The organism is Carboxylicivirga marina (assembly GCF_016612505.1).
Taxonomy (GTDB): Bacteria; Bacteroidota; Bacteroidia; order Bacteroidales; family Marinilabiliaceae; genus Carboxylicivirga; species Carboxylicivirga marina.
Window position 1 is genome coordinate 1 of sequence record NZ_JAENRR010000016.1, and the last position, 23,239, is coordinate 23,239.

Genomic DNA, 23,239 nt, shown 5'->3' on the forward strand with positions numbered 1-23,239 from the left:
CAGAACACTCTTCGGGCTGTATGGGAAAAATATGTCCAAACCCCAATAATTGACTTTATGTAAGTGTGCTTGCGACGTGCATAGGGCAAAATACGGGTCTGAATTCGGACTTTTGTCAAATTAATGATCAATATGGCAGTTGAAGATGACTCCTTAAATTAAATATTGAGTCCATTTCTTCTTAAATTTGGTTCATGAATTATTCAGGTTAAATGAGGATTTCTTTTCCACTGCCACAGTACATTACTTGTTCAGGAAAAGCCTTTAAAAAACTATTAAACGCCACATCACCCGTGCAGTGGTTTAGGGCCCATTGCTTGATATTAAACGGTGCTAACCCATCGATTACAAATTGAACTTGTTCATGTTTATTGCCATTTAAATGCAAGCCACCAGCAACTAAATCAAAGGTATCAAAACCTTTGCGTTGCTTAATCTCATGCAAAATATTGACGATGCCGGTATGGGCACAACCACATAAAACAATCGGATTTTGCTGCCTTTTGGCCACCAGTATCATTTCATCATCGAAGCAATCGGGTGTGTAACTGTTGCCATGTTTAACAACCAAGCGTTCATTTACAATTTCAAAACCGATTTTAGGTTGAATGTTTGTCAGAAGGAAGAGACTGTCAGTTAATGCCACATCATTCTCAATAAACATTACTCTATTAGCAAATTGTGAAAGCTCACTGACCCAGGTAATGCCGTTGGGTTTCACCATTTGCGTAGAGCTCGAAAAGCGCTCTTTTAATGCTTTTTTATGAATGATGACTTTTGCTTTTTTATTGTGATTCAGAAATGCTGGTAATCCTCCGGTATGGTCGTAATGACCATGGCTTAGTACGACATAATCTACAGTGCTTAAGTCGATGCCTAGTTTCTGAGCGTTGGAAAGAAATTTATCAGATTGCCCGGTGTCAAACAAGATGCTTAGTTCATCCGTTTGTAAGAGAAACGAAAGACCATGCTCACATTTTAATTGCTTCTGGCTTTGCTTGTTGTCAATAAGGGTCGTCAATCTCATAAAGCTTATTCTTGATTACGAATGTAGCAAGATGTTTTGGACTTGCGTCTTTTGATGGCAGGATACTATCTAAAAAAACGAATGAAGTATTGTATCTTTAACGCTTCAAAATTCTGGGATGACTAATAAGCCACTTTTTGCCGATATAATTTTACCCGTGCCATTGCCACGGCTATTCACCTACGCTGTTCCTGATGAGCTTTTGCATCTTACCAGTATAGGTAAGCGTGTGGTGATTCCTTTTGGTAAAAAGAAAGTTTACTCTGGCATTGTTTATCAGCTACATCATCATAAACCTGAAGAATACGAGACGAAAGATATCATCTCGGTACTGGATGAGGAACCGGTGGTTAATGCTTATCAGCTTAAGTTCTGGAATTGGCTGGCCGATTATTATCAATGTACGCTAGGGGAGGTTTATAAAGCTGCATTGCCTTCGGGCTTAAAGATGGAAAGTGAAACACGCATTATTTACAACACTGATTTTGTCGCTGAGTCTCCTTTATCGGAAAAGGAGAACAAGGTGTTGGACATTATCGCTGGTAAAAAAGTGTGCTCCATCAATGATGTTAATCAATTGAGTGGCCTGAAAAATAGTCTGCCAGTCATTAAGCGCTTGCTGGAATACAACGCAGTATTTATTAACGAGCATCTTAAAGAAAGTTATAAAGCTAAAAAGGAAAAGGTGATTTCGCTGCACCCGAAATGTCAGTCAGAGGAAGCCTTGCAACAGATATTTGACAAACTGGAACGCGCACCAAAACAGCAGGAGTTATTAATGACATTACTGTCGTTGGTGGGTGGATTAACAGGAGCCATCACCAATCAGTCGGTGGTAAAAGCTGAGCTGTTAAAAAAGGCCAATGCCAGCGCAGCAGCTTTAAAAGAACTATGTAACAAAGAAATATTGCTTGAGCAAGAGCGGTCAATCGACCGGCTTGATCTTGATGAGAAAGCTGTTGAGGTAGCTAATGCGCTAAGCGAAGTACAGCAAATAGCGTATGACGAAATAAAGGCGGGTTTTGAGAACCACGATGTGACCTTGTTGCATGGTGTAACCTCGGGAGGTAAAACCGAGATTTACATCCACTTAATTGAAGAGCAGTTAAAACAAGGGAAGCAAGTGTTGTATTTGCTGCCTGAGATAGCATTAACCACTCAGATAACCTCTCGATTGCAAAAGCATTTTGGTAACAAAATGGGCATCTACCATAGTAAGTTTGCCGATGCTGAACGTGTGGAAGTATGGAGTAATCTCTTACAGCAGAAAAACTATCAGTTGATTGTAGGTGTCCGTTCATCCATATTCTTACCTTTCGCTAATTTGGGCTTAATCATTGTTGATGAAGAGCATGAAAACACCTATAAACAGTTTGACCCTGCACCCAGGTATCATGCCCGCGATGCGGCAGTTGTACTAGCTAAATCGTTTGGGGCGAAAACGCTGTTAGGAACAGCAACGCCATCTATTGAGTCCTACTACAATGCGCAGCAGGGTAAATATGCTTTGGTGGAATTATCTCAACGTTTTGAAGGCATTGAAATGCCCGAAATTGTTGCTGTTGATGTACGTGAAGCCAAACGCAAAAAGCAGATGAGTTCGCATTTTACGCCTGTTTTGCTGGAAAAGATTGATAAAGCCTTAAAAAATGATGAGCAGGTTATCCTGTTTCAGAACCGTCGTGGCTTTAGCCCTTTTATCGAATGTGGGCAGTGTGCCTATGTGGCCAAGTGTGTTAATTGTGATGTATCAATGACCTACCACAAGCACCTAAATCAGTTGGTGTGTCACTATTGTAACCATAGCATGCAGCTGCCAACGGTATGTCCGGCCTGTCATAGTCCGGCGATTGAAACCCGAGGCTTTGGTACTGAAAAGATTGAGGAAGAAATGAGCCTGCTGTATCCTGACCATAAAGTAGCACGCATGGATTTAGATACTACGCGTAGTAAATCGGGTTACGACAAACTCATTAAGAAGTTTGAAGATGGCGAGGTACATATTCTCATCGGCACGCAAATGATTTCTAAAGGTCTTGACTTTGATAATGTGAGTGTAGTGGGCATTCTGAATGCTGATAACATGCTTAACTATCCCGACTTCAGAGCATTTGAGCGGAGTTACCAATTGATGACACAGGTAAGTGGTCGGGCCGGACGAAAGCGTAAGCAAGGATTAGTGGTATTACAAACATCCAACCCCAAGCACCCAGTGATAATGGATGTGATTAACCATAATTTTATCAACCATTATTCCGGGCAGTTGGAGGAGCGGCAAATGTTTAAATACCCGCCTTTCTATCGTTTAATATATATCACCGTAAAGCATAAAGACCAGCGAGTATGCAATAAGGCATCCCATCTGCTGGCTGAGCAACTGCGTGTTATTTTTGGAAGTCGCGTGCTTGGGCCACAAGCGCCAGTTATCAATCGCATCCAGAATCTTTTCATTAAGAAGATATTGATTAAGATGGAGAAAAAGGCTTCACCAGCGAAAGTAAAGCACCTGATGCGAGAAGCTATTTTTAGTTTGCAGGCACAACAGGAATTTCGTTACGTCAACTTTCAAATTGATGTAGACCCGGCATAACGATTCTCTTAAATACAAAGTGAATGGTCTTATTCCTATCGCCTTTACGCTGATGCTCTATTTTACTACTTCAGCCTCAATGTACTGTATCAAAACATGAATGATTTTGATATGGATTTCCTGTATTCTATCCGAATAGCCCATGTGTGGTGCACGCAATTCGATATCGGCTACTTTTGCAAGTTCGCCACCTGATTTACCGGTTAATGCCACTACTTTAATGCCTTTGTCTTTGGCCGCTTTGGCCGCATTAAGTACGTTTGGCGAATTGCCACTGGTGCTGATCGCCAGCAAAACATCGCCACTTTGCCCCATAGCCTCCACATAGCGAGAGAAAATATAATCAAAGCCATAATCGTTGCCCACACAGGTGATGTGTGTTGGGTCAGCAATGGCCACGGCGGCCAAGCCTTGTCGATTGTCACGAAAGCGTCCTGTAAGTTCTTCGGCAAAGTGCATGGCATCACTCATAGAACCACCGTTACCACATGAAAGAACTTTACCGCCTTGCTTAATGGCATTGGCCATCAAATCACCGGCAGCCATCATTTTGTCCCAGTTGCTTTTATCATTTACAAAGCGGTTTAATACTTCCTGAGCTTCGTTAAATTCCTTTATGATATCTTCTCGTGTCATGCTGTTTATTTACGGTGTAAAAGTACAATGGCTTTTCTAAACTTAAAATTTTTTTTAGCATCAAGGCTTCTTATCTTTGAAAAGCGCACAAAAGCATGTTTATGAATCCAGTAAAACGAAGACTACACCAACTCATATTTGAAGCAGATACAAAAGCCGGAAAACGTTTTGATCTATTCCTTATCCTTCTTATTCTTCTGAGTATTGTGGTGGTAATGATTGAAAGCGATGACACCATTATTCCGCAGGCCGATAAATGGCTGGTTATAGCCGAATGGGCCGTTACCATATTATTTACAGTTGAATATGTTTTAAGGATATGGATAGTTGATAAACCACGAAAGTATATTTTCTCTTTCTTTGGAGTAATTGATTTACTGGCCATTTTACCAACATACCTTGGTCTGATTGTGGGTGGTTCGCAAATGCTTATCGTCGTTCGTGCCCTTCGCCTCATAAGGATATTTCGTATATTGAAATTAACCAGATATGTCAAGGAAGCCAGTGCTTTATGGAGTGCTTTGGTGACATCACGCAATAAAATTGGTGTTTTCTTATTTGTTGTGCTTATTCTGGTTACCATTATGGGTACAGTTATGTATATCATCGAAAACCCCTATAACGAAAGTTTCAGAAGTATTCCCGAGAGTCTTTATTGGGCCATTGTCACCTTAACAACGGTTGGCTATGGCGATATTGCACCGGTAACTATGTTAGGTAAATTTGTTGCAGGATTAATCATGATAACGGGTTATGCCATTATTGCCGTGCCTACAGGTATTGTAACCAGTGAGTTAGTAAAAGAAAGCGGGCGTCCGTTAAATACACGTGTGTGTCCATCGTGCCTCGAAGAAGGACATGATTATGAAGCAGCTTTTTGTAAATATTGTGGCAATAAACTACAATAAAAAAGTTATTAATAGGATATGCACAGTAGGTGTTGGTAAATCGTTTCATCTTCTCTACAAGGTGATTAAGCGCATTTTTATCGTCTTCAAAAAAGCTCATTTATATAATTAGCTATTACTTGTTATCTTTGCATAGGTGCGGATGCAATTAACTTGTTGCACAATGTCAGGATGGCTGAATGATGGCATTTGTATGTATTATTCATAAATCTTGGCACTAAAATTTTACGAGATGAAATTTACATTTTCAAAGGTATCGCGTCATCGGGTTTTTCAGCATGACCCAATTTATTACGATGAGCAGAAGGAGAAGAACGAAGCAAGACAAAGACGAATTAAAGAAGAACTTGGCTTGTTGGAAGATGAGGAGAAGGAAAAAGGATATGCTGATCGCATTAGAGGAGGCATGCGCCGTAGAATGAAATCACATTACGAAGTAGCGCGTAGTGAAAAACGACGCTCTAATCTTCGATTGGTGGTTATCTTAATCATCTTAATGATATTGGGTGTATACCTGATTCAGGAAGGTATGGTTTGGATGGACTCATTCTTTGCAGAATAGCTATATTGCTTCATCCGCTTTTATTAATTAAAGAACTAGAGAAGAGTTTTAACACATGTCAAATGTAATACAGTTGTTACCTGATTCGGTAGCTAATCAGATTGCTGCCGGCGAGGTAATTCAACGACCTGCATCTGTTATTAAAGAATTGATGGAAAACGCCATTGATGCAGGTGCCACAAATATTCAGGTTATCACCAAAGATGCAGGTAAAAGCCTGATTCAGGTTATTGACAACGGAAGTGGAATGGCCGAAACCGATGCCCGGATGGCTTTTGAAAGGCATGCCACATCAAAAATAAGTGAGGCCAGTGATTTGTTCGACTTGCGCACCATGGGTTTCCGTGGCGAAGCTTTAGCTTCCATTGCAGCCGTTGCTCAGGTAGAGCTTAAAACACGCCGTGCCGATGATGATTTAGGAGTGCAGATTAATATCTCGGCATCGCAGGTTGAATCACAAGAGCCGGTTCAGTGCTCAGTAGGCAGTCAATTCTGTATTAAAAACTTGTTTTTTAATGTGCCCGCTCGCCGTCGATTCTTAAAAAAGACATCAACCGAATTGCGTCATATCATTAATGAGTTTCAGCGTGTTGCTTTGGCTAATCCATTGGTGGCACTGTCATTAACGCACAACGAAGTGCCTATGTTTAGCCTACCTGCTGGTAACAACAAGCAGCGTGTGGTAAATATGAACGGCAAGCAAATGGGCAATAATCTGATACCAATTAATACCGATACGGTAATGGTGAAGATATCAGGATTTATTGGTAAGCCCGAGTCGGCAAAGAAGTCCATGGGTGACCAGTTTTTCTTTGTCAACAATCGTTATATGCGCCATCCATACTTGCATAGAGCTGTGATGGATGCATATGATAATATTCTTCAACCGGAAACTATACCGGCCTATTTTATCTTTCTGGAAGTTGATCCACAAATTATTGATGTGAATATTCATCCGACCAAAACGGAGATTAAGTTTGAGGATGAACGCGCAATTTGGCAAATATTAAATGCGGCCATACGCGAAAGCTTGGGTAAATTTAATTTGATGCCATCCATTGATTTTGATACCACTGACCAGGTGCATATTCCGGTATCGCACAAAGAAGGTGAATTGGTAGAGCCAAGCGTTGAGGTCAATCCTTTTTACAATCCTTTTGAAGAGGAAAGCAAGCAATCGGCCCCAAGTTACAATGGCGGAGGTGGCGGAACAGCTACCTTTCAATCGAAAGCTTCAGCAGCTGGTTGGGAGAATCTTTATGAGGACAATAAAAGCAACGAGCTGCCCGATTTTTCAGCATTGGCCAACGCCGAAATGGATAGGGAAGAAAAACCTTTTGAAGAGCAACAGCAGGAGCCAGTGCAGCAAACCTTTTTATCATCAGGTTCTAAGGATGAGGCAATTGGAAATAGCCGCTTCTTTCAATTGAAGAATCGATATATTCTCACTTCGGTAAAATCGGGCTTAATGATGATTGACCAAAAGAGAGCTCATGAGCGAATTGTATTCGAGGGTTTTATTCGCACCTTACAAAGCGGTGCCTCTTTATCGCAAAAGAGCTTGTTTCCTGAAGAGTTGAGTTTTGGCCCTGAAGAAGTAGCTATGGTAGGTGAGCTAAAAGAGGACTTGATGACCTTAGGATTGGAGTTGGAACAAGCCAATGAAGAAACCTTTAAGGTATTATCAACACCAGCCGGTTTGGAAAATGTATCGGCAGCGCAATTGATTGATGGCATACTGACTGATTTTAGAGATGGCGAGGTAGACCTTCAAAAGGAGGTGACTGAACAAATAGCCATGTCAATGGCCAGGCGTGCCGCTATACCATATGGTAAAGTATTGTCAAGCCTCGAAATGGGAGAGTTGTTTGATCAGCTATTTGCTTGTCAGGTGCCTAATTTCTCACCTTCTGGTAAAACCATTATCTCCATCATGGATATGGATGAGATGCTAAAGCGCTTTGCCTAAAGTGCCACATTGGCAGAAATTAAAGCAGCTTAGTTAACAAACATAGCTGCTTTTGCGTTATTTTAGAGTGAGAATAAAATTGGCATTGATGTTGATGGTCAACGACCAATAATTTAAAAATATTTCAGATGAACTATCGTCCATCACCTTTGGCAGGCTTACCGCCTGTAACTAAAAATCTGTTGATAATTAATGCTTTGTTTTTACTGGCAACATGGGTGCTTCGTAATTCATTGGGTATTGACCTAAATAATTTTTTAGGCTTATATTATCCTGCTTCTGAGAATTTTCATCCTGCTCAGTTTGGGACTTATATGTTTATGCATGCCGATTTTATGCATTTATTCTTCAATATGTTTGCGCTCTTTATGTTCGGTCGTGTATTAGAAGGGTACTGGGGACCAAAGAAATTCTTCCTTTATTACATCATTACCGGAGTAGGAGCTGCAGTCATTCAATTACTATTTAAATACATTGATTATAATAATGCCATCGCTCTGTTGACTGATGAGCAGGTTGCAATTGTTTTTGAGCAGGGAGCACAGGCATTACGACAATACAAGAATTTTACTAATCCTGATATGGCACATTTTAATGCTGTGCTAAATGGTTCAATGGTTGGGGCATCAGGTGCCGTGTTTGGTATTCTATTGGCTTTTGGTATGTTATTTCCTAACACAGAGCTGATGTTGTTGTTTCCGCCTATACCAATTAAAGCTAAGTATTTTGTGATGATTTATGGTGTGGCTGAATTATTTATGGGCGTAGCTAATTTCTCGTTTGACAATGTGGCGCATTGGGCACATTTGGGAGGAATGGTTTTTGGTTTTATCTTAATCAAATATTGGGATAAGAAAGGAATTTAAGAATCTTGGATGTGAGATTGAATGAATTAGAAATGATTTTTTGTAATTAGCAATATACCAGAAACTAGTAACTGGTAGTTTTAAATAAGTACAATGGGAATACTCGATGAGATAAAACAATCGTATCGACAAGGAGGTGCACTAATCAAGTTAATCTATATTAATGTTGGGGTGTTTGTTGCCATCCGCTTGTTACAAGTGTTTTTTAGTTTCTCATCCGGTTCGGCCAGTGTAAATGATTACCCTTTACTTGAATGGCTTTCGGTACCTGCCGATTTATCTACACTATTGTTTAAGCCATGGACCATACTAACCTATATGTTTGTGCACTACGATTTTTTGCACATCTTGTTTAATATGATATACCTGTATTGGTTTGGGCGTATCTTTCTTGAGTTTTTAAATCCACGACAATTATTAGGCGTCTACATATTGGGTGGATTATCGGGAACTGTCTTTTATCTGATTAGTTATAATTTAATTCCGTTGTTTCAACAACAGGTGCCTTATGCGATATTAATGGGTGCCTCAGGTTCTGTTATGGCCATTTTGTTTGCGATTGCCCGATATGCACCAAATCATAAGATTTACCTGATGTTTTTTGGTGCTGTTCAATTGAAGTATGTGGCATTAGTTGCTTTGGTGATTGACTTAATTAGTATACCTGCACTTTCTAATACCGGTGGTCATTTGACACATTTGGGGGGTGCTGCTTTTGGTTATTTTTACGGAGGTCAAATTTCATCGGGTAAAGATGTAACCATTGGTTTTAATCGAATGATGGATGCCTTGGCCAGCTTGTTTAAGCGGAAGTCAAGATTAAAGGTGACACACAAGCGGGCGGTGACTGATATGGAATTTAATTCGCGCAAAGTGAATAAACAAAAAGAAGTTGATCGTATATTAGATAAAATTAAAGCAAGTGGGTACGATAGTTTGAGCAAGGATGAAAAGCAAACATTATTTGACGCTAGTAAATAAAAAACATTGTTACGCCGATTTTTTAAGTCTATAGTCACTATTATCAGCCTGATAGCATCAGGAGTGTTGCTGTTTTCGGTATTAACGGCGTATATAAGTCCTGAGCATACTTCTATTTTAGCTTTTACGGGATACATTTTTCCACTATTATGGTTCATCAATTTTATACTCTTTGCCTTTTGGTTAGTTAAAAGACGATGGCAATCACTTATACCTCTTTTGGTCATTTTAATTACCTGGGTGCATTGGCAACATACATTTCAATGGAAAGGCCAGGTGAAGGATAAGAATGAATTTGTACAGCCTTTAAAAGTGATGAGTTTTAATGCTCGTATGTTTGATTACTACAAGTGGATAGGTGATGATACCAATGAAAAAATTTTTGATTTAATCAGGAAAGAGAATCCGGATGTGTTGTGTCTGCAGGAATTTTTTACTTCGAAAAACAACAAAGCTTATAACGAGCATTATATTCTCAGACGATTAAATCAGTTTCGCTATAAACACATCGAGTATCGTTCGGGGAAAAAAGGGAATCGTAATTTCGGCCTTGTTACCTTTAGCAAATATCCGATTGTAGAAAAGCACAGCCTGAAATTTGAACATACTTCAAACTTTAGTATTTATAGTGACATAAAAGTCGGTAAAGAACGGATTCGTATTTTTAATAATCATCTGGAATCTATCAAGTTTAGCCGCCAGCAGCTTAATTTTCTTGATAGTTTAAACTACCAGGACGAGAAAGAGCGGAATGAAAAAATTAAAGCCATCACGAGTAAGTTAAGTTTAGCCTTTGAAAATCGTGCTTCACAGGCCGAAACAATAGGTAAATACATTGCTAATTCACCATTTTCAACGGTGGTTTGTGGTGATTTTAACGATACGCCGGTTTCCTATGTTTATCGTAAGATGCGGGGTGGTTTAAAAGATGCTTTTGTGGAATCTGGTCAAGGTTTTGGAGGTACTTACAATGGGCCTTTGCCATCGTTTCGAATTGATTTTATTTTTCACGATAAAAAATTTAAGTCATATAATTTCAGGCGTTTAAAAGTTGATTTGTCTGATCATTATCCCATTGTCTCTACCCTTGAATTAGAACCGCAAAATGAAGAGTAACAAGCTGTCGTTTTATCAAAACAAAAGTGATTAAAAAACGTGCTTATGCTTTTTATAAAATGGAGTTGTTTATTTGAGGTCTATTTCGTTTTTATGACACCCATAGTTCTTAATAATTTCTCTATTTTTACAAACGTTTTTTAAGGAGCGGATGGCTATGTTATACCAAATGTATAACAAAATGATTGATAAAGCATTTTGCTTATTACATGGGTTAATGCCGAAACAGAATCACAGATTGATTTTTCATCAATCGTTTTGATTCGTAATCGGTATTAATGGCTTGTTTCTTTTCAATATAGCTTTGGAACTTATTCAACAAAAGAACAGCATATTTATCATCAAATAACAAAATAATGAAGCAGTACTTAGACCTACTTGAGAGAGTGTTAGATGAAGGATATAAGAAAGAAGATCGGACTGGAACTGGCACCATTAGTGTATTTGGTCACCAGATGCGATTTGACCTAAGCGAAGGTTTTCCATTGTTGACTACTAAGAAACTGCATCTGAAGTCAATCATTCATGAGTTGCTTTGGTTTTTAAAAGGCAGCACTAATGTTAAGTATTTGCAGGATAATGGTGTTCGCATCTGGAATGAATGGGCTAAGGAAGATGGTGAGTTGGGGCCTATCTATGGTTATCAGTGGCGTTCATGGCCCGATTATAATGGAGGACATATCGACCAGGTTAAGGAAGTAATAGAGAGTATTAAAAGCAATCCAAATTCGCGCCGACACATCGTGAGTGCTTGGAATGTTGGAGCTATTGATGATATGCAATTACCACCTTGCCACATAATGTTCCAATTTTATGTGGCCGATGGAAAGTTAAGTTGTCAGCTGTATCAGCGAAGTGCAGACATTTTTCTTGGGGTGCCATTTAATATTGCATCATATGCTATTTTAACAATGATGGTGGCACAAGTTTGTGGATTAAAACCAGGTACTTTTGTACATACTTTAGGCGATGCTCATATTTATTTAAACCATATGGATCAGGTTAAGCTGCAGTTAACGCGTGAGCCAAAAGCTTTGCCTCAGTTTAAGATTAACCCTGATCGTAAAAATATTGACGATTTTGTGTTCGAAGACTTTGAACTGGTAAATTATGAATCACATCCACATATAAAAGGAGCTATCTCGGTATAATCCAATTCTTACATTATTTTAATAGTTGCTAAAAGCCTATTGGCTTAAAGCACAGCATTCTGGTATCTAATATCTGTTTCTATGATTCTATCAATGATTGTGGCCATTGACCAAAATAATGGGATTGGCAAAGGCGACGACCAACTGGCTTACATTTCTGCAGACTTAAAACGTTTTAAAGCACTTACAACCGGTCATACTATTTTAATGGGGCGCAAAACTTTTGAGGCCCTTCCAAAAGGTGCTTTGCCAAAACGCAGGAATGTTGTGATAACACGTCAATCGGGTTATAATGCACCAGGTGCAGATGTTGTCAATTCATTGGATGCGGCTCTTGCTTTATGTCAAAATGACGATAAGGTTTTTGTGATTGGTGGCGGCGAAATATACTCAACCTTCTTACCAAAAACAGATGAACTGTATTTGACCCTCATTCATCATGCTTTTGATGAAGCTACAGTTTTCTTTCCGAAAATCGAACCGGGTGAGTGGAATGTAGAGCACGAAGAAGGTCCCTTCAGCGATGAAAAGACTCAGTTGGCCTATTCCTATCAGAATTTGCGACGTAAATAGTGCCTGTAAGTCTCGTCAATGTACACGCATTATTGTTTATGTTGTAAGTGTTAGGCCTGATATGGTTTGAGGCATGTGTTTGTAAAAGATATCATCAATGATATCAGCTAGATTATCTGGATATTGAATTTGCAGCCGTTCATCTGAACAAAGCCAGGTTTCCAGCATGTCTATATCTTTTGAGAAGCTATCTAATTTGGTAATGCCCATGGATGCCAGATACGCTGCATTACATTGCTGTTCGTATTGTCCTTTCATTGGAATAACGCACAACTTTTTTCCAAGGAATAGAGCTTCTGCTGGTGTTTCAAAACCGGCGTTACAAAGGACGCCATTGCAACTTTCAAGACTCATTGTAAATTTTTCTTTGTTTACCGGTTTGATTTTAACATTGCCTGATGTGTAAGCTTCCGTTGAATGTTTTGAGAATACCTCCCACCTGACGTAATCAAATCGTGATAAAATACGAATGATTTTCTCATCGGAATAGGAAGGTAGATATACTGTGTAATGTCCGGCATTAGTATTAATTGACCAACGAATATCGTCCCTGATAACCGGAGTTGTGACAGTGTTACCCATTTTCTCGAAATGAAAACCTTGAGAAACACTTGTTGGTGCGTAATACTTTAATATGGCATTACCTAGCAAATCTTTTTTTGCGGGTTTAGGTGCAAACGGATGTAAAACAGCACTTTGATGACTCAATCCAACACTTTTAATATTTCGAATTCTACAAGCCCAGGCTGTTACTGGTTCAAAGTCATTTATCACCATGTCATATTTATGAACAGGCACAGAATACAGTTCCTTAAATAGTTCGAATGGTCTGAGTTGGGGCAGTGTTGCTTTCATGTCAACGCCGCCGTTCTTGCCAAAAATAAAACTCAATCCGTGATAGCGATATTTTACTTTCCAGGGGAGTTTTATATCGTATTGAGTACCGCTAATCAATATATCTAACTCGCCATGACGCCGTAATTGAGGTATCACATCAAATGAGCGTGCAATGTACCCATTGCCGGTTCCTTGAATGGCATATAGTATTTTCATAATTAACTGTTGATAATTTCGTTAACCAGATTCTTAAAAAAGTACTTTGTGGTTGGGAATCAGAAAGTCATCGCCCACTAATTGCTCTTCTTCGCTTGCAGTGTTATTTACCTTTTCATTACTATGGTGATATAAATGCCAGTCACCATCATAATATTCAATGGCTGTGTTGTTTTCAACCCAATCGCCACGATTTAAATAGCACATTTGACCATGCGTGTTACTTAGCGATTTCTTCTCCGGCCAATGGATGTGGCCGCAAATGGCATAATCGTATTGTTTCTCAATAGCCAGATTTGATACCGTAAGTTCAAACTTTGAAGTGATATCATTTCTTCCTTTCTTAACAGGTTTTTTAATATCATTCGATAGGGATACTTTTTTAAGCCGAAGGATGCTAAGTGCAAAATTGGTAAACCGATTTATCTGGGTGAGCATGCCATAGCCGATTACTCCAAGTTTAGCCAGCCACTTCGAATGATGCATAAACACATCAAATACATCACCATGAAAAATCCATGTTTTCTTTCCATCTAATTCAAGTATGAGTTTATTCTCAATTCTCAGGTTGCCAACTTTTAGCCCATTAAAGCGGCGCAAATGCTCATCATGATTACCAGTTAAGTAGTATACATGTGTCCCTTTTTCCATCATTTTTATAATCTGGCGTATGACCTTGAGATGGGACTTAGGGAAAAAGGATTTAGAAAACTGCCAAATGTCAATTATATCACCGTTAAGCACCAATATTGGAGTTGAAATGCTCTGCAGGTAATTAACAATATCATTGGCTTTACACCCATACGTGCCAAGGTAGGTGTCAGAAATAACTACTGCTTCTACTTCTCTGACTTGTTTTTTTGAATTATTGCTCATTGTCAATTAATTATTATTGACAATGATAGTCTTTGATTAAGAACTAAGTGTTATGCGATTGCAAAGTTAGCGCGAAGATATTTTTGAAGGTATGGATGTATTAACTATTAGCTAACAGCTATTTAATAAAAAAGCCGCCTGTGGTAGGCGACTTTCAACTTAGTAGTAATATATTTTAGATGGCCATCGGTTTGATGCCCGGTTTCCTTCTGTATAATGTTTTTTGCCAGTAATTATAAAGGTCTAAACGCTCACTTCGTGAGATGCCTTCGGTTTGTACGAGTTGACTTCGGCGAGCAATCACCACTGAACTTATAAAGCTACTCATGCCGTTACTGACCATAAAAGCGATGTTTAATTCACTCACTTCATTTAATTCCATTGGGCTACGTCGGCAATGAACAATAAGCTTGATAGATGTTTTGCTAAGTTCATTGGCCAGCTTACGAATGCGTTCTTTGCATTCTGGTGTATTAACATCACACGATATTAAAATGTGTGAGTAAATATGTTGCTGATTGTATGCTGATATAACCGCCTCTAACTCATCTTCAGATTCAGGTAAGTTAACAAGTGAATTGCTTACACCGTACAGATTACAAAGCTTTTGGATGTGTAAATCATCCGAATTATTAGCAATAATTAAAATGTCTTTGTCAAATGGAATAACAGAAGAAATGACGGTTTCAAGGGCAAATTCTCTGGTGCGTTTGAAACTGATGGTTTCATAGCCTGTAAGATAAAAGTCCTCAGGATCCATCGTTGTTTTCGTCATTAACGAGATTAATTCCTTGTCAACAACGTCATCAAGCTCTATTTTCTCGGGAAAACCGTAATGTGTTGAATTGATTAATCGCATCATACTGCTGCTTCAATAAGTTAGTATTAGGTACAAAGATATTCTCTACTCAGCTTTACCGGTTAATTGTAAATTAGCCTTTCGTTAATCTTACATTAATTGGACAAACCATGTGAATATCACACGTATAAAGTTAGGCGCTTTTTTTTGTTAAAGTGTAAGATAAACCCAAGCGTAGCTCAAAGCTTTTGGTGTTATAATCTTTAAAAAACAACTATTCGTCAAAATGTAGCTTGAAAATACACTTTGATGGTAGTATTGGACAAACTAAATTGGACGAAAAGGGAAAATCGAGGGATTAATTATCGGAATGTTATAATCAGGTATTTGAAGCTTAGATATAACCTCTGGCTTTCAATTCAAGGTACTTGTTTATCGTTTCAACGGTTAAGTCTTCAGGAGGGGTTAGTACCGAATGAATTCCGTAACGCTCCAATTCTAAAACAATGCGCTTTTTATCGTAGGCAAACTTCTCAGCTATGGTTTTCACATATATACCTTCAATATCCGACGCTTTAGAATTGGTTAGTGTTTTTAATTCAGTGTTTTCGAAAAAGACGACTACAACCATATGGTCATTGGCTAATTTCTGAAGCATTGGTAATTGTCGTTTGGCAGCACTCAGGCTTTCATAGTTGGTGTAAATAACTAATAAGCTACGTTGATGAACTTTTCGACGTAAGGTAGTATACAAAGCCTGTATGCTTTGCTCTTCAAACTGCGTGGTTTGATTATACAAAGCTTCCATAATGATTTGCATTTGCTTGCTGTTACGTTGCGGAGGCACAATGGTTCTGACTTCATTGTTGAAGGTAATTAAGCCTGCCTTATCCTGTTTTAGCATTGCAATTTTTGAGAGTACCAATGAAGAATTAATCGCATAATCAAGTAATGTCATTCCTTCAAATGGCATTTTCATAGTACGGCCCAAATCAACAATTGAAATCACTTGCTGCGATTTCTCATCCTGATACTGATTAACCATCAGGCTACTTTTGCGAGCTGTGGCTTTCCAGTTAATGGTTCGGTAATCATCGCCTTTAGTATATTCGCGTATTTGGTCAAATTCCATTTGATGACCTATGCGCCTTATCTTTTTAATGCCAACCTCTGTTAATCGGTTTGAAATAGCCAGCATCTCAAACTGGCGCATTTCTTTAAAGGCAGGGTAGACCTTTACCATTTCATTTTTGGCATATTGCAAGCGTCGTTCAATCAGACGCAGTGGCGATTTGACAAAAATATTCAATGCACCAAACCAATATTCGCCTCTCTCAACAGGTCGCAATTGATATTCATTCGTAACGGTTTCGCCCGATTTAATGCTGTGACTCATTTTAAAGTCACGTTGTTGAAATTGGATTGGTAATTCATCAATGACCTTAACCGTAACCGGAAATGGAAAGTTGTTGGATAATGACAAACTAACCGAATTATTATCACCATTGGAAAAGCGTTCATCAACTTTTCGATTGGCTACAAAGCTGTTTTTAGGTTTGATAAAAAGTAACAGGCATTCAATAATAATGAGTAGAATAAAACAGCCAAGCGCCATTAATCCCAGCTGAAAAAACATAGCTCCGAATTGCCCTAAAGCTAAAAGGAATATAACAGCGGCCATTGCATAATAAAACAATGGTGAGAAATAGGCATGATTACGTATTCTGATACTCATCTAATTTGTTTGACTTAACGTGGAACTTCTACCGAATCAACTATTTGTTGAATGATTGTTTCTGGTTTAATACCTTCCATCTCTTTCTCTGGAGTTAAAATCACACGATGATTTAGAACCGGAGCGATGACTGTTTTGATATCGTCAGGTGTGGCAAAATCACGCCCCTCCAATGACGCAAAAGCCTTTGCTGCATTTAATATGGCCAAAGAAGCTCGTGGGCTTGCACCAAGAAACAAAGCTGCATGTGTTCTGGTCTTTTCAACTATTTGAGCAATGTAGCGCAGTAGGTCATCTTCAACAATCACTTTGGCGGCCATCTCCTGATATTTAACAATCTCTTCTCCTGTAATAACGGCGTTAATATCGCTCAACTCATCCTTTTCTTCCCGCTTTTGTGCATTTGAAAGGATAGATATCTCTTGTTCAAGATTTGGATAGTCGATCTTAATTTTAAACAGAAAACGATCAAGCTGTGCTTCTGGTAAACGGTAGGTTCCTTCGTGCTCAACCGGATTTTGTGTTGCCATAACTAAAAATGGAGGAGCCATTTTACGTGTTGTTCCATCGATGGTTACCTGACGCTCTTCCATCACTTCAAACAGTGCAGCCTGAGTTTTAGCCGGTGCACGGTTGACTTCATCAATTAAAACAAGGTTAGAGAAAATAGGTCCTTTATTGAACTCAAAGGCTGATTTGCCAGTGTTAAACACCATGGTTCCTAATACATCCGATGGCATTAGATCTGGTGTAAACTGTATTCGCGAGAAATCTGATGACGACGATTTAGCTAATAACTTGGCCATCATTGTTTTGGCCACACCCGGGACTCCTTCAATTAACACATGGCCATTGGCAATTACGGCAGTTAACAGTAGGTCAAGAATTTTTTCCTGGCCCACAATCACTTTATTTATTTCGTTGCGAATGCGAAAAGCTGAATGGTTAAGCTCTTCAAGTGGTAATCGGTTTTCAAAAGGTGTTGGAGTCTGTTGGTCCATATCTCTAATGTTTATTTACACTGTTCGTAAAAGAATTCGATGCGTCGGTTAAATTGCTCTAAATCTTCTTCGCTGATTCGTTGCATGTTATTTAGGTTCTGTCCTAGCTCGAATAATTGTTTAATAGCCCTCACGGGAATAGATGATTTGTCCGCCAATTGCTGAAATAGCTCATCATCCAATTCGGATATATTGATGTAGTATTTTGAACGGATAAATTCCTTCAGATAACTAAAGCGTTTTTGTGCGATATCAAGATGGTTCTTACGACTGAAATACAATCGCCCAATGGTTTCGATAAAAATAACCGTACTATTGCGTGGTGGTTTCACTATTGGCACAACACGCTGTCGTCTGGCCGATTCAAACAAAAAGAAAATGAGTATACCTATCAACAGCACATACCAGGCAATACGCAGTGGCGTACGATCCAGAATATAGCTCAAAGTTGATTTAGGCAGGTGTTTATACTTTATTTTATAATGCTCATCCCAAACGGTGGTTTTGTTTGGTAGGTATGACAGGCATTTAAACGTATACTCATAATTGTCGTTGATGAGTAAATTGTAGTTGGTAAAAGCCTGTGGATTAAGGTTGATGTACAACCAACCTTCGCCTTGTTTTATCCGAATGAAATTGCTTTTCCCATTATTATTAATACCTAAAACTGATGTTTGCAAGGTGTCATAATTGAGAAAATAATTATCAGTGATGCCTTTTCTGTACCAATAGCCAAGTTGTGTTTTAAGTTTCCTGTTAGCCAGATTATAACTGATAGAATCGTTAAACTCAGTATTGAAACTAAGGCTCTGGTGATAATCAATGTCAAGCCACTCTTTGACATTATCCGAAAAATCTTGCGCCGCGATAAACACGTCATGGCCTTCAAACAGCAGTTCTTCCAGCTTTTCAATGTCGGCTGGCTCCGGATAAAAGCCTTTATTTATAATTATAAGGTTGGCATTTTCAGCATCATCGTTAAAGAATTCATGAATGGCTCCATACGATGTTTTAATATCCTTATCAGTAAAAAGAGTTGGTAATAATTCATATAATAATTTGCTGCCATAAGGTTGTGTATCTTGCTTCGAGTAGCTTAATGTCCAGTCGATGGCTTTTGGTGAATAAGCCAAAACGAAAGCTACGAGCACCACTAAAAGAGGTACGCCAATCAGCGTTATATTTCCTGAACGTTTACCCATTAGCTTGCTTTTCTATTTTCAAGATGATTGGTGAAATGGGCAAAATTGGCTTTCAAAAATTCGAAATCAGCAGCGCTAATCTCAAATTTTCCATACCATACGTATTCGTATTGGCGAATGATTTGAAGAAACTCTTGCTTTATCGACTTGTCATCCAGTTCAAAAAAATAATCCCTATCAGTTTTGAATGCATTCCATTGAATAAGACCTTTTCGATTTAGAGTACGCAATATTTGTAAGAATATTATCCGTGTAGCTTCGCGGTACGCCTGATTATTAATAAATACTTCGAGCATGTTATCAAGCTTCTGGTCTTCGATATTGGCCTTAGACTTTCCGAAGTTTAGCTGTGTTACCTTAGTAGACTTTGAAAAAACGAAGAGCCCTTTTATTGGGATGCCTGCAATTTTAATAATAAGTGCCAGCAATGCTAATACTGCTGCAATAATTAATAACCAGCCTAACACGGTAATACCTTCACCACTAACAGTGAAAAAGGAGGATACCCATCTTAATACTTTCGAGAGGATAGACTCCGGTTCTTTGACCAAATCGTATTTATACTCAGGTAATGCTCTGTAATAATTAACAGTATCAACACTTGGGCATCGGTAATTGACCACACTATTATCCCAGGCCTGTATACTATCAGATGCAAGCATTGCTCCATCGGCTTGCACATTAAATGCAAGTAATAGAATAGTAACGATAGATAGCAACCTGATTATCTTCATTGTTTATGCTTGGTTTTCTTCCGATTGACCGATTTGGTTTATTTTATCCATGATACTTTGCGAGCCATCAGTTGCACTAAGGCTAAAGTATTGAAAACCGATAATGGTGTACAATACAATGTAAAGCATATAAGTGCCTACCGTTGAAATAATGGAGAAGATACTTAATGAAATATGGTTAATTTCAGGAGCGCCACCTTGTGCTGTCGTAACGCCTTGAACAATACCATATACTACTGCTGGCATGCCAAACACCATAGATGCCATGGAAACGATTATATACGCAACGATTATTATTCCAAAGGTTATCCACCAGTTGTTATTGATGAGTTTAAAGCATCGCCCCCAGTTAACAGAGAACCCATTTCTTTCAACTGTTTTTACAATAATTATCATGGATAAAGGAACAGCCATGTAGATGCCAGGGATAATGAAAAACAAGAATGCAAACAGCAAAACAATGCCTACAATAATATTATAACCTATAATTGGAAAGAAATCTTTGCACAAGGCTTTAATGACATCTGCATTAGAAAAATTACCACGCCCATATTTATGATACATGGCCATGTATTCGTAGGTGATGCCTACAATTAACACATTTGATATCAGGCCAATGAGCATCATCAAGCCATAAATCCAAAAATTAGGAGCTTCTAAGTCAGGCGTATTATTTAATAAGCCCTGGAAATATACTTGCCAAACATCCACCGAGTGAAATGCTGCCATTAAACTGCTCCCAACCAACGGAACGATGGTGTATAAAAATACCATGCTGAATAGCGGCTTAAATTCCTGTCGTATAAAACGGAAAGATGCATTTAATACATCACTAAAGTCTCGTCGTTCACGAAGTATGAGTTCCTGTTGCTCCATTGTTAATTTATTTTGTCTGCTTTAAATTTTCTATAAACGATTTCAGGATAGATGAAAAAGTACCAAATAATAAATACGAAAGAAGCAAGAATGATAAAAATATTTAACCAATGCTCCATCGTATTATAATAGCGGGTTACAAAACCCTCAATAAAACCTGCCACTATAAAAACAGGAACGAGGCCTATCATTATTTTAATTCCCTTTTTAACTCCATAAACAAAAGAATCTTTCCGTGGAAAAGTGCCAGGGAATAAGAGGTATTTACCCAATATTATACCTGCACCGCCAGCAAGAACAATCGCTGAAAGTTCTAGGGTTCCATGTATCATAATCGCATATGTTGAAACGCCCAGCAAGTTCTTTTGATAAAAGAAGGCTTGAAAAGCACCCACCATAACACCATTTCTAAATAATTGGAAAATTGAACCAAGCGGAGTGAGTAATCCAAACAGGAATACATTAAAAGAAACAAACACATTATTGAATGTAATGGCAATAAACATTGGTGTTTCGGCCATTTGTCCGTATACCGCCATCGGGTCGCCTTTTTCGATGTTATTCAATGTCATGTTGACATATTGGTCACCCATTATCATGCGTACAAAGTCATCATTGGTGAGGGCCGATACAACTCCCAGTGCCCAGGCCGCCATAAATACCACAAGCGAAATAAGAAAGTACGGACGAGCTGAGCGCAGTATAAGTGGTAGTTCTGTTTTTATAAATGCAGGAATACGGCTGCCACGCTCTCGTTTATTTCGATATATTTCCTGGTGTGTTTTTTGCGAAAGGCTATTTAAGTATCTTAATGTGTGACTTCTGGGGTAGAAAGTGCGTGCAAATGCTAAATCATCAGTTAACTGAATAAATTGATCAGCCAAGCTATCAGGGTTAACCTTTGATGGCTTTTTTAGTTGCTGTTCAAAAGTTTCCCAGCGGGCTTTATTGCGGTTAATAAATGTAATTTCCTTCATTGGGCAGGTGCATGAGCATTGCGAATAAATGAATTTTTCTGCACATAAAAAACTTATTTTGCTACTTTTGAACAGCAATATTACCAAAATCACTATTTCGTATATCAGAAATGGAAAACCTTAGCATCTCTACTACGCAAAATGTCGATATTGATTATCAACTGGCAAGTGTTGGCGATCGAATTCTGGCCAATATCATTGATGTATTTATAAAAGCAAGCTATGCCATCGTAATAAGCTTACTCACTTTTCGACTAAATGATAGCGAACCACAGTGGTGGTTGGGATTAATTATGTTACCGGTGGTTTTTTATAATTTACTGTGTGACTTGTTTTTAAGTGGACAAACGTTTGGTAAAATGCTAATGAAAATTAGAGTGGTACGGCTTGATGGTGGTGAGCTGAATTTTGGCGCCTGCTTTATTCGTTGGATTTTTCGCCTGGTTGACATTAGTTTTACCTATGGTGTTTGTGCTTTGCTTACTGTAGTAATTGGAGGTAAAGGACAGCGTGTTGGTGATTTAGCCGCCAAAACAACTGTTCTGAAAATTAATCCAAAAGGAAGTTTATCAGGAACGGCTTATGTAGAGATAGAAAGTGATTATCAGCCCAAATATGCTGAAGTAAGCTTGCTTTCTGATAATGATATGCAAACCATCAAAGAAGTATTATTGATTGCTTCGAAAGATAATTCATACAGCAGTATTGGAGCTCCGCACCCATTGGTGTTAAAAACAAAAGAGGTGGTGATTAAAAAAATGAAGATCAAAAGTAAGCAACCATCTAAAGAGTTTTTGAATACGGTATTAAAGGATTATAATTATTACCATCAATAAAAATGCGGTATTAAATGAATAACACCGCATCGTATATGTCAAATCTTCGTTAATTAGTCTCGGCTACTTCCTAAAAATTGCATTACAAAAAATAACAGTGTGGCCAATGCCGATAATGCAGCAACTACATAAGTGTAAGCAGCCCATTTAAGTGCATCCTTTGCTTTGTCGTGCGTATCATGTGTTGTTATGCCAGCCGTATTAAGCCAGGCAAGTGCTCTTTTACTGGCATCAATTTCTACCGGTAAGGTGATGAACGCAAATAGAGTAAATACACCATAACAAGCAATGATGATTTGTAAAGCCAGATTCGGGCTAAAAAAACTATCTATGGCAAATACACCAAATATCATGGCATAAAACATGATATTTAAAATCTTCGAACTAACATTCTGGATAGGTACCATTGCCGAGCGAAACTCCAAAAAGGGATAACTGTTCGCGTGCTGTATGGCGTGACCGGTTTCGTGTGCAGCAACTGCCGCCGACGCAACACTACGTCCATTGTATACTTCAGGGCTTAGATTAATAGTACGCGAGGCTGGGTTGTAATGATCACTTAAGCGACCTTGAACACAATTAATCTGAACGTTCATTAAACCATTCTGTTGTAGCATCTTTGCTGCTACTTCTTTGCCCGTCATACCATGGTTAATAGGTATTTGCGAGTATTTTTTGAATTTATTTTTTAGCCTTGAGCTTACTATCCAGCTAAGGAGTGCAAAGCCAATAAAAATTATTAATAAAACTGGTGAAAACATAGTCTATAAT

The 23,239-nt window shown here is 38.5% G+C and carries 22 protein-coding genes; 10 read left to right on the forward strand and 12 right to left on the reverse strand.

What is annotated here, in order from left to right:
• Positions 1 to 208: 208 nt before the first annotated feature.
• Positions 209 to 1,027: an MBL fold metallo-hydrolase gene (locus tag JIV24_RS08715; protein ID WP_200464644.1), complete on the reverse strand. Its 819-nt coding sequence runs from the start codon at positions 1,025 to 1,027 to the stop codon at positions 209 to 211.
• A 118-nt stretch (positions 1,028 to 1,145) separates the two neighbouring features.
• Between JIV24_RS08715 and priA the strand changes: the two genes are divergently transcribed.
• A complete protein-coding gene (gene priA / locus JIV24_RS08720; protein WP_200464645.1) occupies positions 1,146 to 3,617 on the forward strand; it encodes a replication restart helicase PriA in 2,472 nt (823 codons plus the stop codon).
• A 57-nt stretch (positions 3,618 to 3,674) separates the two neighbouring features.
• On the opposite strand, the gene lpcA is transcribed toward priA, so the two are convergent.
• Entirely contained in the window at positions 3,675 to 4,253 is a 579-nt protein-coding gene (lpcA, locus tag JIV24_RS08725; RefSeq protein WP_200464646.1) for a D-sedoheptulose 7-phosphate isomerase, read from the reverse strand.
• Positions 4,254 to 4,354: 101 nt separating this feature from the next.
• On the opposite strand from lpcA, the gene JIV24_RS08730 reads away from it, so the two are divergent.
• The 8 genes from JIV24_RS08730 to JIV24_RS08765 all read left to right on the forward strand — a co-directional run bounded on the left by JIV24_RS08730 (position 4,355) and on the right by JIV24_RS08765 (position 12,379).
• The gene (locus tag JIV24_RS08730) at positions 4,355 to 5,161 is read left to right on the forward strand and encodes an ion transporter (RefSeq protein WP_200464647.1); all 807 of its coding nucleotides are present in this window, start codon (positions 4,355 to 4,357) and stop codon (positions 5,159 to 5,161) included.
• Between the two features lie 232 nt (positions 5,162 to 5,393).
• A complete protein-coding gene (locus JIV24_RS08735; protein WP_200464648.1) occupies positions 5,394 to 5,723 on the forward strand; it encodes a hypothetical protein in 330 nt (109 codons plus the stop codon).
• A 55-nt stretch (positions 5,724 to 5,778) separates the two neighbouring features.
• Positions 5,779 to 7,692 carry a DNA mismatch repair endonuclease MutL gene (mutL, locus tag JIV24_RS08740; RefSeq protein WP_200464649.1) on the forward strand — a complete coding sequence of 638 codons (1,914 nt, stop codon included), beginning with the start codon at positions 5,779 to 5,781 and terminating at the stop codon, positions 7,690 to 7,692.
• Between the two features lie 128 nt (positions 7,693 to 7,820).
• Positions 7,821 to 8,558 (forward strand): rhomboid family intramembrane serine protease, encoded by a 738-nt coding sequence (locus tag JIV24_RS08745; protein WP_200464650.1) that lies wholly within the window; start codon positions 7,821 to 7,823, stop codon positions 8,556 to 8,558.
• A gap of 93 nt (positions 8,559 to 8,651) precedes the next feature.
• On the forward strand, positions 8,652 to 9,539 hold the full coding sequence (locus tag JIV24_RS08750; protein ID WP_200464651.1) for a rhomboid family protein: 888 nt from the start codon (positions 8,652 to 8,654) through the stop codon (positions 9,537 to 9,539).
• 6 nt (positions 9,540 to 9,545) lie between these two features.
• Positions 9,546 to 10,655 (forward strand): endonuclease/exonuclease/phosphatase family protein, encoded by a 1,110-nt coding sequence (locus tag JIV24_RS08755; protein WP_200464652.1) that lies wholly within the window; start codon positions 9,546 to 9,548, stop codon positions 10,653 to 10,655.
• 356 nt (positions 10,656 to 11,011) lie between these two features.
• Entirely contained in the window at positions 11,012 to 11,806 is a 795-nt protein-coding gene (locus JIV24_RS08760) for a thymidylate synthase (protein WP_200464653.1), read from the forward strand.
• 81 nt (positions 11,807 to 11,887) lie between these two features.
• The gene (locus tag JIV24_RS08765; RefSeq protein ID WP_200464654.1) at positions 11,888 to 12,379 is read left to right on the forward strand and encodes a dihydrofolate reductase; all 492 of its coding nucleotides are present in this window, start codon (positions 11,888 to 11,890) and stop codon (positions 12,377 to 12,379) included.
• Between the two features lie 36 nt (positions 12,380 to 12,415).
• Here JIV24_RS08765 and JIV24_RS08770 read toward each other — a convergent pair whose 3' ends face one another.
• From JIV24_RS08770 to JIV24_RS08810, 9 genes are all read right to left on the reverse strand, one after another.
• On the reverse strand, positions 12,416 to 13,432 hold the full coding sequence (locus JIV24_RS08770) for a glycosyltransferase family protein (protein WP_200464655.1): 1,017 nt from the start codon (positions 13,430 to 13,432) through the stop codon (positions 12,416 to 12,418).
• Positions 13,433 to 13,465: 33 nt separating this feature from the next.
• Positions 13,466 to 14,308: a UDP-2,3-diacylglucosamine diphosphatase gene (locus JIV24_RS08775; RefSeq protein WP_200464656.1), complete on the reverse strand. Its 843-nt coding sequence runs from the start codon at positions 14,306 to 14,308 to the stop codon at positions 13,466 to 13,468.
• A 175-nt stretch (positions 14,309 to 14,483) separates the two neighbouring features.
• Positions 14,484 to 15,170: a hypothetical protein gene (locus JIV24_RS08780; protein WP_200464657.1), complete on the reverse strand. Its 687-nt coding sequence runs from the start codon at positions 15,168 to 15,170 to the stop codon at positions 14,484 to 14,486.
• Positions 15,171 to 15,501: 331 nt separating this feature from the next.
• Positions 15,502 to 16,842, reverse strand: a complete 1,341-nt coding sequence (locus JIV24_RS08785; protein WP_200464658.1) for a DUF58 domain-containing protein — start codon at positions 16,840 to 16,842, stop codon at positions 15,502 to 15,504.
• 14 nt (positions 16,843 to 16,856) lie between these two features.
• Positions 16,857 to 17,843, reverse strand: coding sequence for an AAA family ATPase (locus JIV24_RS08790; protein WP_200464659.1), 987 nt, complete (start codon positions 17,841 to 17,843; stop codon positions 16,857 to 16,859).
• Positions 17,844 to 17,854: 11 nt separating this feature from the next.
• Positions 17,855 to 19,045, reverse strand: a complete 1,191-nt coding sequence (locus JIV24_RS08795) for a DUF4350 domain-containing protein (RefSeq protein ID WP_200464660.1) — start codon at positions 19,043 to 19,045, stop codon at positions 17,855 to 17,857.
• The gene (locus JIV24_RS08800) at positions 19,045 to 19,779 is read right to left on the reverse strand and encodes a DUF4129 domain-containing protein (protein ID WP_200464661.1); all 735 of its coding nucleotides are present in this window, start codon (positions 19,777 to 19,779) and stop codon (positions 19,045 to 19,047) included. Before JIV24_RS08800 ends, JIV24_RS08795 begins: the two co-directional genes overlap by 1 nt.
• Before the next feature lie 3 nt (positions 19,780 to 19,782).
• Positions 19,783 to 20,655 (reverse strand): hypothetical protein, encoded by an 873-nt coding sequence (locus JIV24_RS08805; protein ID WP_200464662.1) that lies wholly within the window; start codon positions 20,653 to 20,655, stop codon positions 19,783 to 19,785.
• 2 nt (positions 20,656 to 20,657) lie between these two features.
• A complete protein-coding gene (locus JIV24_RS08810; RefSeq protein ID WP_200464663.1) occupies positions 20,658 to 21,632 on the reverse strand; it encodes a stage II sporulation protein M in 975 nt (324 codons plus the stop codon).
• A 110-nt stretch (positions 21,633 to 21,742) separates the two neighbouring features.
• Between JIV24_RS08810 and JIV24_RS08815 the strand changes: the two genes are divergently transcribed.
• Positions 21,743 to 22,468, forward strand: coding sequence for an RDD family protein (locus JIV24_RS08815; protein ID WP_200464664.1), 726 nt, complete (start codon positions 21,743 to 21,745; stop codon positions 22,466 to 22,468).
• Positions 22,469 to 22,521: 53 nt separating this feature from the next.
• Here the strand turns inward: JIV24_RS08815 and JIV24_RS08820 are convergent, their stop codons facing one another.
• A complete protein-coding gene (locus tag JIV24_RS08820) occupies positions 22,522 to 23,229 on the reverse strand; it encodes a zinc metallopeptidase (RefSeq protein WP_200464665.1) in 708 nt (235 codons plus the stop codon).
• Positions 23,230 to 23,239 lie beyond the last annotated feature (10 nt).

Coding starts and splice junctions, on each gene's coding strand:
- JIV24_RS08765 (WP_200464654.1), top strand. CDS start 11,888: ATGATTCTATCAATGATTGTGGCCATTGACCAAAATAATGGGATTGGC.
- JIV24_RS08815 (WP_200464664.1), top strand. CDS start 21,743: ATGGAAAACCTTAGCATCTCTACTACGCAAAATGTCGATATTGATTAT.
- JIV24_RS08745 (WP_200464650.1), top strand. CDS start 7,821: ATGAACTATCGTCCATCACCTTTGGCAGGCTTACCGCCTGTAACTAAA.
- priA (WP_200464645.1), top strand. CDS start 1,146: ATGACTAATAAGCCACTTTTTGCCGATATAATTTTACCCGTGCCATTG.
- JIV24_RS08750 (WP_200464651.1), top strand. CDS start 8,652: ATGGGAATACTCGATGAGATAAAACAATCGTATCGACAAGGAGGTGCA.
- JIV24_RS08775 (WP_200464656.1), bottom strand. CDS start 14,308: ATGAGCAATAATTCAAAAAAACAAGTCAGAGAAGTAGAAGCAGTAGTT.
- mutL (WP_200464649.1), top strand. CDS start 5,779: ATGTCAAATGTAATACAGTTGTTACCTGATTCGGTAGCTAATCAGATT.
- JIV24_RS08785 (WP_200464658.1), bottom strand. CDS start 16,842: ATGAGTATCAGAATACGTAATCATGCCTATTTCTCACCATTGTTTTAT.
- JIV24_RS08790 (WP_200464659.1), bottom strand. CDS start 17,843: ATGGACCAACAGACTCCAACACCTTTTGAAAACCGATTACCACTTGAA.
- JIV24_RS08760 (WP_200464653.1), top strand. CDS start 11,012: ATGAAGCAGTACTTAGACCTACTTGAGAGAGTGTTAGATGAAGGATAT.
- JIV24_RS08730 (WP_200464647.1), top strand. CDS start 4,355: ATGAATCCAGTAAAACGAAGACTACACCAACTCATATTTGAAGCAGAT.
- JIV24_RS08820 (WP_200464665.1), bottom strand. CDS start 23,229: ATGTTTTCACCAGTTTTATTAATAATTTTTATTGGCTTTGCACTCCTT.
- lpcA (WP_200464646.1), bottom strand. CDS start 4,253: ATGACACGAGAAGATATCATAAAGGAATTTAACGAAGCTCAGGAAGTA.
- JIV24_RS08805 (WP_200464662.1), bottom strand. CDS start 20,655: ATGGAGCAACAGGAACTCATACTTCGTGAACGACGAGACTTTAGTGAT.
- JIV24_RS08735 (WP_200464648.1), top strand. CDS start 5,394: ATGAAATTTACATTTTCAAAGGTATCGCGTCATCGGGTTTTTCAGCAT.
- JIV24_RS08715 (WP_200464644.1), bottom strand. CDS start 1,027: ATGAGATTGACGACCCTTATTGACAACAAGCAAAGCCAGAAGCAATTA.
- JIV24_RS08810 (WP_200464663.1), bottom strand. CDS start 21,632: ATGAAGGAAATTACATTTATTAACCGCAATAAAGCCCGCTGGGAAACT.
- JIV24_RS08780 (WP_200464657.1), bottom strand. CDS start 15,170: ATGATGCGATTAATCAATTCAACACATTACGGTTTTCCCGAGAAAATA.
- JIV24_RS08800 (WP_200464661.1), bottom strand. CDS start 19,779: ATGAAGATAATCAGGTTGCTATCTATCGTTACTATTCTATTACTTGCA.
- JIV24_RS08770 (WP_200464655.1), bottom strand. CDS start 13,432: ATGAAAATACTATATGCCATTCAAGGAACCGGCAATGGGTACATTGCA.
- JIV24_RS08795 (WP_200464660.1), bottom strand. CDS start 19,045: ATGGGTAAACGTTCAGGAAATATAACGCTGATTGGCGTACCTCTTTTA.